Origin of the sequence: Pseudomonas putida, from assembly GCA_041879295.1 — a bacterium.
Classification (GTDB): Bacteria; Pseudomonadota; Gammaproteobacteria; order Pseudomonadales; family Pseudomonadaceae; genus Aquipseudomonas; species Aquipseudomonas putida_Y.
In genome coordinates, this window is sequence record CP047152.1 from 2,740,745 (window position 1) to 2,755,750 (window position 15,006).

A 15,006-nucleotide genomic window follows, 5' to 3' on the forward strand; every position below is an offset into this window, starting at 1 on the left:
GATCAACGGTCACACCACCAGCGACAGCAACATGATGAAAATGATGCCGACGATAGACAGGATCGTCTCCATCATGCTCCAGGTCTTGAAGGTTTCTGCCACGGTCATGTTGAAGTACTGTTTCACCAGCCAGAAGCCGGCGTCGTTCACATGGGACAGGATCAGCGAGCCGGCACCGGTGGCCAGTACCAACAGCTCACGGTTCACCCCCGGCACCAGATCGATCACCGGCGCCACGATGCCCGCGCCGGTAATGGTGGCGACGGTGGCGGAGCCGGTCGCGATACGGATCACCGCCGCCACCAGCCAAGCCAGCATGATCGGCGAAATTTCCGCCTGCACGGCCATTTGCCCGATCACGCTACCCACACCGGTGTCCACCAGCATTTGCTTGAAGCCACCGCCAGCGCCGACGATCAGCACGATGGCTGCAGTCGGTGCCAGGCTCTGGTCGAGCATCTTCATGATCTGCTGGCGATTGAAGCCGCGAGCCGAGCCGAAGGTGTAGAAGGCCAGCAGCAGGGCGGCGAGCAGGGCGGTGATCGGGTGGCCGATCAGGTCCATCCACTGGCGCACGATGTGCTCGGCAGGCAGCACCACGTCGGCGAACGTTTTCAGCAGCATCAACGCGACTGGCAGCAGCACGGTGATCAGTGTGATGCTGAAGCTTGGCAGGTTGCCCTGGTCGGACTCCTTGGCGATCTGGTCCATCAGTTCCTGGGACGGGTTGCCCGGGATGTAGCGGGAGATGAAGTTACCGAACAGAGGGCCGGCGATGATCGCGGTGGGTAGTGCGACGAGCAGACCATAGAAGATGGTCTTGCCAATGTCAGCATGGAAAATGCCGATTGCCAGCAAGGGGCCCGGGTGTGGTGGCACCAGACCGTGCACCACCGACAGGCCGGCCAGCAGCGGAATGCCGATCTTCACCAGCGATACGCCGGAGCGTCGGGCGACGATGAATACCAGTGGAATCAGCAGCACAAAGCCGATTTCGAAGAACAGCGGGATGCCCACCAAGAAGGCGGCGAACATCATCGCCCAATGCACGTTCTTCTTGCCAAAGGCGCGGATGAGGGTTTGCGCGATCTGGTCGGCCCCCCCAGAGTCGGCCATCAGCTTGCCGAGCATGGTGCCCAGGGCGAGCACGATACCGACGAAGCCGAGTACGCCGCCAAAGCCGTCCTGGAACGATTTCATGACCTTGGCCACCGGCATGCCGGAGGTCAGGCCCAGGAAGCCGGCCGCGAGGGTGAGGGCGACGAAGGGGTGAACCTTGAAGTGGGTGATCAGCAGGATCAGTCCGACGATGGTAACCATCGCGTCGAGCAGCAGGAAAGTATCAGTAGCCAGTCCGAACATGGTTTGAAGGCCTCGGTCTTATCGTTGTTTTGGGCGTAGCTTTTTGGAGTCTTTGCCCGCTTTACGGGTCGGGGTAGCGCTGTCTTGGGTGAGACGGAAAAACCACCGAGGTCAGGCGGTTTGCGCCAGGCCCGGCTCACCGCAGCGCTTTAGCCAGCGGTCCACCGCTTCGGCCAGTGCTTCGATCGGTTGGGTGGCGTCCAGAGCAAGTGTCAGGGGCTCGCCACGTGGCGATTCCAGGGCAGCGAACTGGCTGTCGATGAGGCTGGCCGGCATGAAGTGTCCTGGGCGAGCCAGCACGCGTTTTTCAGCCTCGGCAGGCGACAGTTCGAGGAACACGAACACCAGCCCGGGCATGGCATCGCGCAGGGTATCGCGGTAGCGGCGCTTGAGTGCCGAGCAGGTCAGGATCGGGCGTTCCCCGGCTTGGGTGGTGGTTTGCAACTCTTTACCAAGGCGGACCAGCCAGCCGGCACGGTCACTGTCATCCAGCGGGATGCCAGCACTCATCTTGCGGATGTTTTCGGCAGGGTGGAAAGCGTCGCCTTCGATCAGGCGGCCGCCGCTTTTGGCAGCGATGGCGGCGCCGATGCAGCTTTTGCCGCAACCGGCCACGCCCATCACCACAATGGCGGACAGGGGAGAATTCATCAGTACCTCCTGCGGGTGAGATAGCGCTGTCTCGCCATTGACGAACAGACACCTCCCCGGTGTTATTGGTCTTGTCCTTACGCAGTATGGACGCCTGGTGGCAAGCGCGTGGTGGCTGCTACCAAAGATTACATTGCCTGCATCCTGAGACAGCGCTACCTTAGTGGCCGTTCCCTATCCTTGCAAGTAGTAAAATTACAACATTCATGTCCCGCACCGGCTCCCGTACTACAGGTCGTCCCACCCTGGCTGAAGTTGCCAGGCTTTCCGGGGTTTCCCCGATTACCGCTTCGCGCGCCTTGCGTGGGGTCAGCACGGTTGCGCCTGACCTGGTGGAAAAGGTCATCGCGGCGGCGGCTAGCCTCGGCTATGTGGCCAACCCGGCGGCCCGGGCGCTGGCCTCGGCGCGCAGCCAGTCGGTGGTGGTGTTGATCCCGTCGTTGTCCAACCAACTGTTCATCGACACCCTGGAGGCCATTCACGAGGTCATGCGCCCGCGCGGGCTCGAGGTGCTGATCGGCAACTATCACTACGACCTTGCCGAAGAAGAGAACTTGATCCGCAATTATCTGGCCTATCAGCCCTGCGGCATTTTGTTGACCGGTTTCGAGCGTAGCGATGCTGCGCGGCAGATGCTGGCTGCCAGCGGCGTGCCGTGTGTGCACATGATGGAGCTCAATGGCGAGCCAGGGGCTTTGTCGGTCGGTTTCTCGCAGCATCAGGCCGGACGTGCTGCTGCACGGCACCTGATCGAACGCGGGCGCAAGCGCCTTGCATTCATTGCCGCGCAGCTGGACCCGAGGGTGATGCAGCGTGCCGAGGGATTCCGTCAGGCATTGGCAGAGGCCGGTTTGCAGGCCGCCGAGCTGGAGGTGTTGGCCCCGGAGCCATCGTCGATTGCCCTGGGCAGCGCGCTGTTCAGCCAGCTGATGCAGCAGGCGCCGGATGTCGACGGCATTTTCTTCTGTAACGACGACCTGGCCCAAGGCGCGGTGCTGCAGGCCTTGCGTCAAGGGGTGGAGGTGCCACGTCAGGTGGCGATGGTCGGTTTCAACGATTTGCCGGCATCGGCGCATATGGTGCCGCGGCTGACCTCGATTCGCACACCACGGGCTGCGGTGGGGCGGGGCGCAGCGCAAGCGCTGCTGGCGTTGCTGGATGGCAAGCGGGTGACGAACGCGCAGCAGGATCTGGGCTTTGAGCTGATGGTGCGCGAGAGCTCCTGAGAGCGACCGTCAAGGCGTCGGCGCGTCCTCAAGACAGGCGCTGTAGATTTAGATTCTCTGTTGGCGGTCAAGCTTTTCTGAGGTGTTTCATGCCCGTTTGTGTCAGGGTGGCAAGGTGCCTGCCTTGGTTTTTACGGTGATGCGTAGATCCAGCGCCGCCCGCGCGGCGCATCGCGAGCAAGCTCGCTCCTACATTTGTTTCGGGCCAATTATTCCTGGGGCAGACGCGCACTTCCCCTTGGCGCTCACCTCGGTATCGTGGGGACAAACAGGGCGGTCGCGCGCGCAGGCACAGTTTGTGTCAGGGCGGCAAGGTGCCTGCCTTGGTTTTTACGGTGATGCGTAGATCCAGCGCCGCCCGCGCGGCGCATCGCGAGCAAGCTCGCTCCTACATTTGTTTCAGGCCAATTATTCCTGGGGCAGACGCGCACGTCCCCTTGGCGCTCACCTCGATATCGTGGGGACAAACAGGGCGGTCGCGCGCGCAGGCACAGTTTGTGTCAGGGCGGCAAGGTGCCTGCCTTGGTTTTTACGGTGATGCGTAGATCCAGCGCCGCCCGCGCGGCGCATCGCGAGCAAGCTCGCTCCTACATTTGTTTCGGGCCAATTATTCCTGGGGCAGACGCGCACGTCCCCTTGGCGCTCACCTCGATATCGTGGGGACACCAGGGCGGTCGCGCGCGCAGGCACAGTTTGTGTCAGGGCGGCAAGGTGCCTGCCTTGGTTTTTACGGTGATGCGTAGATCCAGCGCCGCCCGCGCGGCGCATCGCGAGCAAGCTCGCTCCTACATTTGTTTCGGGCCAGTTATTCCTGGGGCAGACGCGCACGTCCCCTTGGCGCTCACCTCGATATCGCGGGGAACAAACAGGGCGGTCGCGTGCGCAGGCACAGTTTGTGTCAGGGCGGCAAGGTGCCTGCCTTGGTTTTTACGGTGATGCGTAGATCCAGCGCCGCCCGCGCGGCGCATCGCGAGCAAGCTCGCTCCTACATTTGTTTCGGGCCAATTATTCCTGGGGCAGACGCGCACGTCCCCTTGGCGCTCACCTCGATATCGTGGGGACAAACAGGACGGTCGCGCGCGCAGGCACAGTTTGTGTCAGGGTGGCAAGGTGCCTGCCTTGGATGCGTAGATCCAGCGCCGCCCGCGCGGCGCATCGCGAGCAAGCTCGCTCCTACATTTGTTTCGGGCCAATTATTCCTGGGGCAGACGCGCACGTCCCCTTGGCGCTCACCTCGATATCGCGGGGAACAAACAGGGCGGTCGCGCGCGCAGGCACAGGCGATACTGGCCCGAAACAAATGTAGGAGCGAGCTTGCTCGCGATGCGCCGCGCGGGCGGCGCTGGCTCTCTGAGGCGCCACAAATGCCACGACTTGCCAACGGCGTTCTATGCTCAAGAAACCGCGCATAGGGAGCCCCGCGTCATGTTCGATTTCCATCGCAAGTCTGATTTGGCAGAAATCCAGCGCAGCCGCCAGGCGCTGGCCGATGCGCAAGCCAAACTGGCTGCTATCAGCCGTTCCATGGCGATGATCGAGTTCGCCCCTGACGGTACTATTCTCGACGCTAACGAGCGCTTCTGCCAGGCCATGGGCTACAGCGCCGAGGAGCTGCGAGGTAAGCACCACCGGCTGTTCTGTGAGCCGGACTATGCAAAAAGCGCCGAATACCAGCAACTGTGGCGCGAGTTGGGGCAGGGCAAGGCAATCAGCGGTACGTTCGAGCGCATCGACAAGGCGGGGCGCGAAGTCTGGCTGGAAGCCAGCTACATGCCAGTGCTGGACGAGCAACGGCAAGTCACCAGCGTAATCAAGGTGGCATCTGACATCACCCAGCGGGTGGTGCTGGAGCACGAGAGCGAAAGCCTGCTAAAGGCCATCAGCCGCTCCATGGCGGTGATCGAGTTCACCCCACAAGGCCGGGTGATCAAGGCCAACCAGAATTTTCTCGACACCATGGGCTACCGCCTCGATGAAGTGGTTGGCCACCACCACGGGCTGTTCTGCCTGGCGCAAGAACGCGAATCGGCCCAGTACCGCGAGTTCTGGGCTTCTCTGAACCGTGGCGAGTACCATTCACATCGCTTCGAACGCGTCAACAAGCAAGGCCAGACCGTCTTCCTGGAGGCCTCCTACAACCCGATCTTCGACAGCAAGGGCCGCCTGTGCAAAGTGGTCAAGTTTGCCAGCGACATCACCCAGCAGGTCTGCACCCAGCAAAGCGCCGCCCATGCCGCTCATGCCAGTTCGGTGCAGACCGATGCCTGCGCGCGCAAAGGTACCGAGGTGGTGCAACAGGCGGTGCAGGTAATCGAGCAGATTTCCCAAGAGCTTAACGACGCAGCGCGCAGCATCGATGCGGTGAATAAGCAGTCGGATGTGATCGGGCAGATTGTGCTGACCATCCGTGGCATTGCCGACCAGACCAACCTGTTGGCCCTTAACGCAGCCATCGAGGCTGCACGTGCCGGCGAGCACGGGCGCGGCTTTGCCGTGGTGGCCGATGAGGTGCGCAACCTGGCCGCGCGAACCAGCAAGGCCACCCTGGAAATTGTCGATGTGGTGCGGCAGAACCACGACCTGTCGCTATTGGCAGTGGCCAGCATGCAATCGAGCCTCAACCGCACCGGTCACGGCGTGGCGTTGGCCAATGAGGCGGGCACGGTGATCATGGAAATCCAGCAAGGCTCACGGCACGTCGTGGATGCCATCAGCCAGATCAGCTCGACGCTGCAATTGCATTGAGCGCCTCGCGCATCTCGTCAAGCAGTGCCTGCAGGCTGACTTGCAGTTGCGCGCGTTGTTTGGCGGTCGGCAGCCCTAGTGCGTGTGCGTGTTCGATAGCTTCACAGTCTTTGACCACGGTGCGCACCCTGATCATTTTGGCGCCACCCTTGATGCGGTGGGCCAAGGCACGCACTGCGTCATCAGGGGCGTCTGTTGCCAAGGCGCGCAGGGCGGCCAGGTCTTCACCGACACTGATCGACAACTGCTCCAGCAAATGCCGCGTCAACTGTTCGTCGTCCTGGGTCAGGTGGCGCAATTCGGCCAGGTCGAACCCACTATGGCAGGGGGCCGGCGACGGCTGCTGAGGGTGCACCAGGGGCAGATGGGTCTTGAGTGTGCGCAAGCCAATCGGCTTGAACAGGCATTCGTCCATGCCGCTGGCCAGGCAGCGAGTACGCTCCTCGGCCTGGGCGTTGGCGGTTACCCCAAGAATACGGCCTGCCGGCAGGCCGCGCTCGACCTCCAGGCTGCGAATGCGCCGGGTGAGTTCATGCCCGTCCATGACCGGCATGCTGCAATCGGTAATCACCAGGTCGAAACTCGCGTCCTGCCAGCGTGCGAGGGCGATTTCGCCATTTTCCGCCAGTGTCACGTGGTGCCCCAGGGTTTGCAGTTGCCGTTCCAGCAATAGCAGGTTGGCCGGGTAGTCGTCGACCACCAGGATATTGAGCGGGCCGCTGCTGCTTTCAGGCGCCGTGAGTTGCTCTTGCGCTTGTGCCGGTGCTGCGCAGACGGGCAACTGCAGGTTGACTTGCACCCGGGTGCCAACGCCCTCGACGCTCTGAAGGCTCAAGGAGCCGCCCATCAGTTCGGCCAGGGTACGGCTGATGACCAACCCCAAGCCAGCCCCTTGACGTGCCCTGGGCCCATCGACCTGAACGAAGGCATTGAACAGCCTGGCCTGGTCGGCGGGACTGATGCCGATGCCGGTGTCGCGCACATTCAGCTCGATTGCCAGATTGCCGTGGCCGGCAACTTTGGGTAGCAGCAGACATGCCTGGACTTCACCACGGTCGGTGAACTTGATGGCGTTGCTGATCAGGTTGGACAGAATTTGTTTGAGTCGCAGTGGGTCAGCCAGCACCCATACCGGTTCTGCCGGCAGCTCGCCCTGCAGATGCAACCCTTTGGCCCGGGCATTGCCTTCGAACACCCGCAGCGTGGCGCGCACCAGCTCGACCAGATTGGTAGGCACCGGCTGCAGGCTGATGTGCCCGGATTCGATGCGAGAAATATCGAGAATATCGCCAATCAGCTCAAGCAGGCCAATGGCCGAATCATGGGCGGTCTGCAAGGTCTGGGAGTCGCTGCGGCCGCTGCGGCTATCTTCCAGGGCCAGTTCCAGCAGACCGATCACGGCATTCATCGGGGTACGGATTTCATGGCTCATGGTGGCCAGGAAGGTGCTTTTGGTCTGGCTGGCCTGTTCAGCGTCGTCCTTGGCCTGGCGTAACTGCTCCAGCAGCCCGCGGCTCAGCGCAAGCTGTGCCTGCAGCGCGTGCTGTGCCTCGGTTCGCTGGTTGATCAGCTTGCGCAGGTAGCTGTTCCAGAACACCACCCCGGCCAGCAGCAGGGCCGACAGTACGAGCACCTGCAAGGCCAGGGTGCGGTAGTCGCGCCATGGGCTGTCGCTCACCAGTGTGCTGGTACGCCAGCGGTTGATCAGTTGGTCGAGTTCTTCAGGCGGAATGCTTAGCAGCGCCTTGTCGAGAATGGCCTGCAACTGGGGCTGGTCGGCGGCTACGGCAAAAGCGGCAATGGCCGGGGCATCGTCGAGCACGCCGGCGATGCGCAAACGTTCCTTGAACACATGGCTGATGTAATAGGTAGCATTGATATGGCTGCTCAGGGCCACGTCGGCAACACCGTTGGCCACGGCCTCCATCTGGGCGAGGGGGTTGTCAACTTCGACCAGCTCGGCCTGTGGGTATCGCTGTTGCAAAACGGCCTCCTGGGGGGAACCGCGCACCAAGGCGATGCGCTTGCCATCCAGGTTCTTGGCCTGTGCAGATGATTCGCCGTCGTCACGGGTGACGAGCACGCGCGGGCTGACCAGGTAGGGGCGGGTGTAGCGCAGTTGCTTCAAGCGGTCGGCGCCATAGCCCAGCGCGCCGATCATCTGTGCCTCGCCGTGGACCAGGCGGTCGATCATGACCTGCGATGAAGCACTCTCGACCGGTTTGAACTGCAGCCCCGTGCGCAATGAGATCTGCTTGAGCAGGTCCAGGGTGATACCGCTAGGGCGGTGCTGAGCATCATTGAACGTCAAAGGTGCCAGCGAGGTATTGACCAGTACGCTGATCGTGGGGTGGGCGGTGATCCAGGATTCTTCTTCTTCGCTCAAGGCAGTGAGGTGGCGCTGCAGCAGCAGGCTGGTGTTACCACTGCTCCAACGGCGCAGAATGTTCAAACGTTCACTTTCGCTTATACGTGACAGCGCCTTGTCCACCAGCCGATGCAAGCGCGGGTTGTCGCTGGCGATGGCGAAGGCAAAAGCTTCTGGGGCCAGTTGGGAGAAATGGTCGATTTTCAACGTGCCCTGAAAACTTTTGCCGATCATGTAGTCGGTGCTGATGGCATCGCCCAGATAGGCGTCTGCCTCGCCCAGCACGACGGCAGCGAGCCCGGCCAGGGTCGAGCGGTACAGGCTCAGTTGCGCCTTGGGGTACTGGGCGCGAACGCTGGCGGCCGGCAGGTAATGATCGACCATCGCCAGGCGCAGGCCGGCAAGGTTGGGCGTGCTTTTCAAGCTGCGCCCCTCGAGGGTGACGATCACTGGCAGGTCGTCGGCATAGGGGGTGCTCAGGCTAAGTTGGGCGTCCGCCGCTTCGAAAGCGTTGGAGCTACCCAGCAAGTCGATACGGCCATCACGCAGGGCAGTGATGGCCTCGTGACGGCTGTCAAAACGGCGTACTTCAATGGGTATGTCAAGCTGTTCGCCGATGATGCCGGCGTAGTCTGCACTCAACCCCTCATAGTCATGCTGACTCACGTTGATTTCGAACGGGGGGTAGTCGGGGCGCGCACTGCCCAGTACCAGGCGTTGGTGTTGTTTCAGCCAGTTGCGATCCTCGCCGGATAACGCCAGCGGGGCAGCGGCACTGATTGAGCGTGCCAGCAGATGGCGTGGTTCGCTGCTGGCCTGCAGCACCATGGAGTTGGCCAGACCTAGAGCCAGAAGGACGCTCGCCAGCAGCTGTTTCATGGCAGCCGAGCGCTCAATAGACGTTGTTGCGCTTGGCCAGGTCGACCATTTCCACCAGCGACTCGGTCTTGAGCTTTTCCATGATACGGCCCCGATAGGTGCTGATTGTCTTCGCGCTGAGGTTCATGCAAGTGCCGATGTTCTTGTTGTTCTCGCCGCGCGCGAGGCGCCGCAGCACTTCCATTTCCCGGTTGGAGAGACTGGCCAGGCGCACTGGCTCGCTCTCCAGCGAGTTGCTGTTGACCGACATCTGCGGAAAGGTCGAATAACCCTTGGTCAGGGCCTTGAGGGCGAACAGCAGAGCCTCGTGGTCCTCTTCCTTGGTGACGAAGGCGCCTATCCCGGCATCCAGGCAGCGGCGTACATACAGGTCAGTGGCCTGGCCGGTCAGCACCATGATCTTCGGTACCGGCTCCAGGCTCTGCAATCGCTTGATGACTTCCATACCGTCCAGGCCAGGCAGGCCGATGTCGAGGATGACCACGTCCGGGCGCAGTTCGCGGGCTACCTGAGCCACTTCACTGCCATTGCCGACCTCGCCGACGACATGGAAGCGCTCGCGCTCGAGCAGTAGGCGCAAGGACAGCCGGACAATAGGGTGGTCGTCGACGATCAGCACGGTTGTCATGAGGAAAACTCCTGTAGGGATGTGGTCCGCTTCCTGGAACACTCAGGAATACGTCTGCAAGTGGGGTTATCGGAAGCGCTGCACGATACGACCATTCCCGAAGTTTGGTAATGCCGAGTATAGAAGTGTTGAAATCCTCAGTGCTTATTGTTGAAAAATCCTACAAGAAACAGGAAAGACATCACCCTGAAACAGCGGTGATGCCGATTCTTTGCAGTTGCTCAGGCGCAGGCTGCGTGCGGTTTGTGTATACGCAGTGTGGAGGCAGGGTTGTTGGCCAATGCCTGCCCGACCCGCGTCGGGCGGGCTACCAACTGCCCGGTACAATTCGGGCAGCGGCCTTGGAAGCGGGTTTCGGCACAGGCACGGCAGAACGTGCATTCGAAGGAGCAGATCAGAGCGTCGGGGCTGTCACCCGGCAGGTCGGCATCACAACACTCGCAGTTGGGGCGTAACTCCAGCATGGGCATGACTCCTGTTCGCAGGCGGAAACCCGGAGTCTGCTACGCCCGAGGCAAGGCTGGCAATGTTCAGTCGCCAGGGCGGTACAGGTGGGCATGCCCGGCACGGTACAAGGCCGATTCGGCGAACGGCGTATCCCCCAGTACATGACCTACCAGGATCAGCGCCGTGCGCCGGAAATCCTTGGCCGCTACGCGTTCGACAATGTCACCGAGGTTGCCGCGCACCCAATCCTGGTCTGGCCAGGTGGCCCGATGCACCACCGCAACCGGGCAGTGCGCGCCATAGTGCGGCACCAACTCATCGACAATGCGCGACAGGTGCTTGACCCCCAGATGAATTGCCAGGGTGCTGCCATGGCGCGCCAGGTCGCCCAATTGCTCACCAGGTGGCATTGGCGAACTGTCGCCATAACGGGTGAGGATCACCGTCTGCGCCACTTCAGGCAAGGTCAGCTCGCAGCCGAGCAGGGCGGCGCTCGCTGCCGTGGCGGTAACGCCGGGGATGACCTGGTAATCGATGCCTAGCGTCTGCAGGTGGCGGATCTGCTCACCGATGGCGCCGTACAGGCTGGGGTCGCCGCTATGCACCCGGGCCACATCCTGACCTTGTTCGTGCGCGCTGCGCATGGCAGCGATGATCTGTTCCAGATGCAGTTCGGCGCTGTTGATCACGGTTTCGGCCTGGTGGCCTTCGAGCACGGCGGCGGGCACCAGTGAACCGGCATAAATGATCACTGGGCACTGACGAATCAGCCGTTGGCCCTTGACCGTGATCAGCTCCGGGTCGCCGGGGCCGGCACCGATAAAGTAGATGGTCATGCTAAGTCCTGGCAAGAAAGAGGGTACGAAACGTTCAGCAGGCCAGGGCGAGCGTCGCCGGGCCCAGTACCTGGCGCGTCAGTAGCAGGCTGGCTGTACCCTGCCGCTGGCTGGCCAGGGCCAGTGCCGCGCTCTCGGCTACGCCCCAGCAGCCGCTGTGCCGGTAGGCAGCGGCGGACCGGTGGCTGAGCAGTGGTTCATAGGGTTGCAGTTGCGCGACATGGTACAGCACCAAAGGCAAACCTAGGTGCTCTGCCAGTTGCAACAACCCGGGCTCGTCGGCCTTCAGGCTGATGCTTGCGATGCCGCGCAGGTCAGCCAACGCCAGGCCCTGGTCGTCCAGAGCCTGGTGCAGCAAGCGATGCAAGGTGTCCGCCGGGCAACCCCGGCGGCAGCCAAAACCAGCGTAGAAGGCAGGCATCAAGCCTGGCTGGAACGGCGGAACAGCCAGGCGCTGAGCAGGCCCAAGGCCAGCCAGAAGGCGGCGTTGGTCAGCCAGGAGGCGACTTTGAACTGGGTTTCCAATGCTTCGGGGGCCAGGCTTTCGTGCACCTCCGGTTGCGGCGCACCGATGACATGAGGCATGACCAGCAGCACGGCGCCCAGCGCCTTCAGCAGCCAGTGGCGGGCAAACACCAGCAAGGCCAGGCCCAGCGCTGTGGCACTGGCTGTACCGACCCACCAGGTCTGGCGTTGCCCCAGGTCGGCGGCCGCAGTACCTGGCAGTTCTGGTGGCAAGCCCAGGGTTGGGGCCAGGCAGAACACGGCGAAGCCAGCCAACCCCCACAATGCGCCAGTGGCGGCGCGTTTGGGCTCGCGAAGGCTGTACAGGGCGGCGAGGATCAGGGCGAAGCCGACCGCGACCACCAGGTTGCCGCCTGTGGTGGACAGCACGCGCTGCCAGCCGTCTTCCGGCGACCAGGCTTCGGCGCTGTGTTCATGAGCGGCCACTTCGCTACCGTGTTCGTGGTGTGCGGCCGGGGCCGAGGACTCGTAGGTTTCCGCCTCCAGAATCAGCGGAGCAACCCAGAAGCTTTGCAGCAAGGTCAGCAACAGGGCTGCAAGGAGCCCGCTGAAGCCCGCAGTACGGGCAATGCGCGTGATCATCAGGCGTACTCAGTGGCAGGGGAAGGCGGCGCTGTGGCGGGTGTCGTGGGCGGCGTTGTGCACGGCCTCAATGTGCGAGAACCCGGCAAAGTAGACCAGGCACAGACCCAGCAAGCTGGCACCGACGGCGATAGTTACACGCCGGCTGAGGGTAACGGGGGTAGCAAGGCTGTGTTGTTTGGCGCTGGTGACGGGCATGACGCGATCCTCTGCTTTTTTGTGGGCAACGGGCGAGCGCGGCAGCCCCGGACGTGGTCGCCCAAGGGAATGCAACAGCGCCCGCCCACCGCGGGGTGTTCATGAACGTCAGGCCGGTCTCCGGGCTTGCGAGGAAGAGCTGGGCTCCTGGAACGCGTCACCTTCCCATGCCGTACTACAAGGCACAGTGGTATAGACGCTTCACTCGCTTACCGTTGCGGGGGCAGCACCGGCATTGTCCGGCCCTGCAGAAGGGCCTGGGACGCACCGGTTTCCCGTTTCACCCCGTGAGGGGCACCTGAACGCGAGGCATAAGGAGAGCATGGGGCGGGCTTGGCGTCAATGTCATACACAGCGCGAGGCTGTCGAACAGCAGGTACTACAGGCTCAGGCCCGCAGGCAGAAGTGCAGGAACCGGGCGTTCACCCGCGGGCGAATGCCGCCAGCTTGTCGCCATCCAGCCGGTAACGCACCCACTCATCCTGCGCCTCGGCCCCCAGTTTCTGGTAGAAGCCGATCGCTGGCTCGTTCCAGTCCAGCACGCTCCACTCCAGGCGCCCGCAGTTGTTCGCCACCGCTTCGCGGGCAATGTGCTGCAACAACTGCCGGCCAGCGCCATCGCCGCGTTGTTCGGGGGTTACGTACAGGTCTTCCAGATAGATGCCATTGCGCCCGAGCCAGGTCGAGTAGCTGTAGAAGTACACGGCAAAGCCGATTGCACGGCCATCACGCTCGCACATCAGGGCGTGCACAGTGCTGCCTTCGTCGAACAGGCTGTGCTCGATGTCGGCAAGGGTGGCGACTACCTCGTGGCGAGCGCGTTCGTATTCGGCCAGTTCGGTGATGAAGGTGAGGATCTGCTCGGCATCGGTATGCACGGCAGGGCGAATGGTGAGGCTCATGGTGACGGCTTCCTTGGTCCGGATTGGCGATACAGTGATGTGTATCTACGTAATTTAATCAAACTGTACCAGTCGCTGGGAAAGGCGACTCCGGTAGTGTGACAGCACCTATAAAGAAAGTGGAATGCCCGCCATGCTTGCCTCTGCCGACCTGCTGACCGCCTTCGTGCTGTTTGCCTTCGTGTCTTCCATCACGCCAGGCCCCAACAACACCATGTTGCTGGCCTCGGGGGTAAACTTCGGCGTGCGCCGCTCGGTCCCTCACGCCTTGGGTATCAGCTTTGGTTTCATGGTGATGGTACTGGCCGTCGGCCTGGGGCTGGGCGAGGTGTTCAAGGCCTGGCCGCCACTGTACACAGTGCTGCGCTACACTGGCGCCGCCTATCTGCTGTACCTGGCCTGGAAGATCGCCACTTCCGGGCCGGTCGGCACGGCCTCGTCCAGTGCCCGCAAACCGCTGGGCTTCTGGGGAGCAGCGGCGTTCCAGTGGGTCAACCCGAAGGCCTGGGTGATGGCGGTGGGGGCGATTACCACCTACACACCCGCGCAAGGCTATGTAACCAACGTGATCGTCATTGCGGCCTTGTTCGCTTTGGTCAACCTGCCGAGCGTGGGGGTATGGGTGATGTTCGGCAGCGCCCTGCGCAACCTGTTGCAGCATTCGCGCTGGCTGATGCTGTTCAATGTCGTGATGGCCCTGTTGCTGGTGATTTCACTGTACCCGCTGCTGTTTGTAGAATCAGCGTTTTCCTGACCCCGAGAGTACAGTAAGCCCATGCAGTTGATTCCCTGGTCCCACGAATGCGCCGAAGGTTTCACCCTGCGTGGCTGGCGAACCCCGGCCAGTGGCAAACCGCTGCTGCATTTCCTGCATGGCAACGGCTTCTGTTGCCTGACCTATCAACCGCTGCTGATGCGCCTGGGCGAGCATTTCGACCTGTGGCTTTGCGACGTTCAAGGCCATGGCGACAGTGACCATGGCGGGGTGTTTCGCGGCTGGAACCGCTCCGCTGCCTTGGCGGTGGAGGCCTTTCAGGGCGGGCGTGGCGAATATGGCGACGTACAGCGGTTTGCCGTAGGTCACAGCTTCGGTGGCGTGCTCACAGGGCTGATCCTGGGCAGTGAGCCGCAACTGTTCGCACGTGCCGTGCTGCTCGACCCGGTACTGTTCAGCCGACGCATGATCGGCGTGATGGGGGCGGCAGCCCTGGTCGGCCTGCATCAGCGCCACGGCCTGGCCCGCAAGGCTGCCAGCCGCCGCAGCCACTGGCCCGATCGCGAGTCGGCGTTGGCCTCGCTGGAAGGGCGCGGCATCTTCAAAGGCTGGACACATGCGGCACTGCAGGCCTATGTCGAGCATGCCATCGGGGATTGTGGCGAGGCTGTGGTGCTCAAGTGCCGGCCCAGCCGTGAAGTGGAAATCTTCAGCTCGTTCCCTAAACGCATGTGGGCCAGCCTGACTGCAATCAGGACGCCGACACGGGTGTTGTATGGCGAAGACACCTATCCCTTTGTGCCACACTCGGTGAATCGCCTGGCGCTGTTAAACCGCAATGTGACCGCACGGCAAGTTCCCGGTGGGCACTGTTTCATGCAGGAAGACCCGGCCATGGCGGCCGAGCAGGTGCTCGGTTTCTTGCAGGTTTGACTGTTCTGC

General features: G+C 62.4%; 14 protein-coding genes and 1 riboswitch. Of the genes, 4 read left to right on the plus strand and 10 right to left on the minus strand.

Going from position 1 to position 15,006, the window contains the following annotated elements; genetic code table 11:
* Positions 1–9: 9 nt before the first annotated feature.
* Positions 10–1,362 carry a permease DsdX gene (locus GST84_12400; protein ID XGB13129.1) on the minus strand — a complete coding sequence of 451 codons (1,353 nt, stop codon included), beginning with the start codon at positions 1,360–1,362 and terminating at the stop codon, positions 10–12.
* Between the two features lie 111 nt (positions 1,363–1,473).
* On the minus strand, positions 1,474–2,013 hold the full coding sequence (locus tag GST84_12405; protein XGB13130.1) for a gluconokinase: 540 nt from the start codon (positions 2,011–2,013) through the stop codon (positions 1,474–1,476).
* Positions 2,014–2,219: 206 nt separating this feature from the next.
* On the opposite strand from GST84_12405, the gene GST84_12410 reads away from it, so the two are divergent.
* Positions 2,220–3,239 (plus strand): substrate-binding domain-containing protein, encoded by a 1,020-nt coding sequence (locus GST84_12410; protein XGB13131.1) that lies wholly within the window; start codon positions 2,220–2,222, stop codon positions 3,237–3,239.
* Positions 3,240–4,664: 1,425 nt separating this feature from the next.
* Positions 4,665–5,984 carry a PAS domain S-box protein gene (locus GST84_12415; GenBank protein XGB13132.1) on the plus strand — a complete coding sequence of 440 codons (1,320 nt, stop codon included), beginning with the start codon at positions 4,665–4,667 and terminating at the stop codon, positions 5,982–5,984.
* Here the strand turns inward: GST84_12415 and GST84_12420 are convergent.
* The 8 genes from GST84_12420 to GST84_12455 form a co-directional block, all read right to left on the minus strand.
* Positions 5,959–9,231, minus strand: coding sequence for a transporter substrate-binding domain-containing protein (locus tag GST84_12420; protein ID XGB13133.1), 3,273 nt, complete (start codon positions 9,229–9,231; stop codon positions 5,959–5,961). The two genes, GST84_12415 and GST84_12420, sit on opposite strands and share 26 nt — an antisense overlap.
* Before the next feature lie 13 nt (positions 9,232–9,244).
* A complete protein-coding gene (locus GST84_12425; GenBank protein ID XGB13134.1) occupies positions 9,245–9,859 on the minus strand; it encodes a response regulator in 615 nt (204 codons plus the stop codon).
* Positions 9,860–10,080: 221 nt separating this feature from the next.
* A complete protein-coding gene (locus GST84_12430; GenBank protein ID XGB13135.1) occupies positions 10,081–10,323 on the minus strand; it encodes a DUF1272 domain-containing protein in 243 nt (80 codons plus the stop codon).
* A 66-nt stretch (positions 10,324–10,389) separates the two neighbouring features.
* Positions 10,390–11,142, minus strand: a complete 753-nt coding sequence (gene cobM / locus GST84_12435) for a precorrin-4 C(11)-methyltransferase (GenBank protein ID XGB13136.1) — start codon at positions 11,140–11,142, stop codon at positions 10,390–10,392.
* Between the two features lie 34 nt (positions 11,143–11,176).
* Positions 11,177–11,563, minus strand: a complete 387-nt coding sequence (locus GST84_12440) for a cobalamin biosynthesis protein CobE (protein ID XGB13137.1) — start codon at positions 11,561–11,563, stop codon at positions 11,177–11,179.
* On the minus strand, positions 11,563–12,249 hold the full coding sequence (locus tag GST84_12445) for a cobalt transporter (protein XGB13138.1): 687 nt from the start codon (positions 12,247–12,249) through the stop codon (positions 11,563–11,565). The genes GST84_12440 and GST84_12445 overlap by 1 nt, the downstream gene beginning before the upstream one ends.
* A 9-nt stretch (positions 12,250–12,258) precedes the next feature.
* Entirely contained in the window at positions 12,259–12,447 is a 189-nt protein-coding gene (locus GST84_12450) for a CbtB-domain containing protein (protein ID XGB13139.1), read from the minus strand.
* 93 nt (positions 12,448–12,540) lie between these two features.
* A riboswitch (cobalamin riboswitch) is annotated at positions 12,541–12,764 on the minus strand.
* 105 nt (positions 12,765–12,869) lie between these two features.
* Positions 12,870–13,349 (minus strand): GNAT family N-acetyltransferase, encoded by a 480-nt coding sequence (locus GST84_12455; protein ID XGB13140.1) that lies wholly within the window; start codon positions 13,347–13,349, stop codon positions 12,870–12,872.
* Between the two features lie 133 nt (positions 13,350–13,482).
* Between GST84_12455 and GST84_12460 the strand changes: the two genes are divergently transcribed.
* Together GST84_12460 and GST84_12465 are read left to right on the plus strand one after the other, a co-directional pair.
* Positions 13,483–14,103, plus strand: a complete 621-nt coding sequence (locus GST84_12460; GenBank protein ID XGB15757.1) for a LysE family transporter — start codon at positions 13,483–13,485, stop codon at positions 14,101–14,103.
* Positions 14,104–14,124: 21 nt separating this feature from the next.
* A complete protein-coding gene (locus tag GST84_12465) occupies positions 14,125–14,997 on the plus strand; it encodes an alpha/beta fold hydrolase (GenBank protein ID XGB13141.1) in 873 nt (290 codons plus the stop codon).
* Positions 14,998–15,006 lie beyond the last annotated feature (9 nt).

Excerpts from the sequence above, each read along its gene's own strand:
- GST84_12400 (XGB13129.1), bottom strand. The coding sequence starts at position 1,362 with ATGTTCGGACTGGCTACTGATACTTTCCTGCTGCTCGACGCGATGGTT.
- GST84_12405 (XGB13130.1), bottom strand. The coding sequence starts at position 2,013 with ATGAATTCTCCCCTGTCCGCCATTGTGGTGATGGGCGTGGCCGGTTGC.
- GST84_12410 (XGB13131.1), top strand. The coding sequence starts at position 2,220 with ATGTCCCGCACCGGCTCCCGTACTACAGGTCGTCCCACCCTGGCTGAA.
- GST84_12415 (XGB13132.1), top strand. The coding sequence starts at position 4,665 with ATGTTCGATTTCCATCGCAAGTCTGATTTGGCAGAAATCCAGCGCAGC.
- GST84_12420 (XGB13133.1), bottom strand. The coding sequence starts at position 9,231 with ATGAAACAGCTGCTGGCGAGCGTCCTTCTGGCTCTAGGTCTGGCCAAC.
- GST84_12425 (XGB13134.1), bottom strand. The coding sequence starts at position 9,859 with ATGACAACCGTGCTGATCGTCGACGACCACCCTATTGTCCGGCTGTCC.
- GST84_12430 (XGB13135.1), bottom strand. The coding sequence starts at position 10,323 with ATGCTGGAGTTACGCCCCAACTGCGAGTGTTGTGATGCCGACCTGCCG.
- cobM (XGB13136.1), bottom strand. The coding sequence starts at position 11,142 with ATGACCATCTACTTTATCGGTGCCGGCCCCGGCGACCCGGAGCTGATC.
- GST84_12440 (XGB13137.1), bottom strand. The coding sequence starts at position 11,563 with ATGCCTGCCTTCTACGCTGGTTTTGGCTGCCGCCGGGGTTGCCCGGCG.
- GST84_12445 (XGB13138.1), bottom strand. The coding sequence starts at position 12,249 with ATGATCACGCGCATTGCCCGTACTGCGGGCTTCAGCGGGCTCCTTGCA.
- GST84_12450 (XGB13139.1), bottom strand. The coding sequence starts at position 12,447 with ATGCCCGTCACCAGCGCCAAACAACACAGCCTTGCTACCCCCGTTACC.
- GST84_12455 (XGB13140.1), bottom strand. The coding sequence starts at position 13,349 with ATGAGCCTCACCATTCGCCCTGCCGTGCATACCGATGCCGAGCAGATC.
- GST84_12460 (XGB15757.1), top strand. The coding sequence starts at position 13,483 with ATGCTTGCCTCTGCCGACCTGCTGACCGCCTTCGTGCTGTTTGCCTTC.
- GST84_12465 (XGB13141.1), top strand. The coding sequence starts at position 14,125 with ATGCAGTTGATTCCCTGGTCCCACGAATGCGCCGAAGGTTTCACCCTG.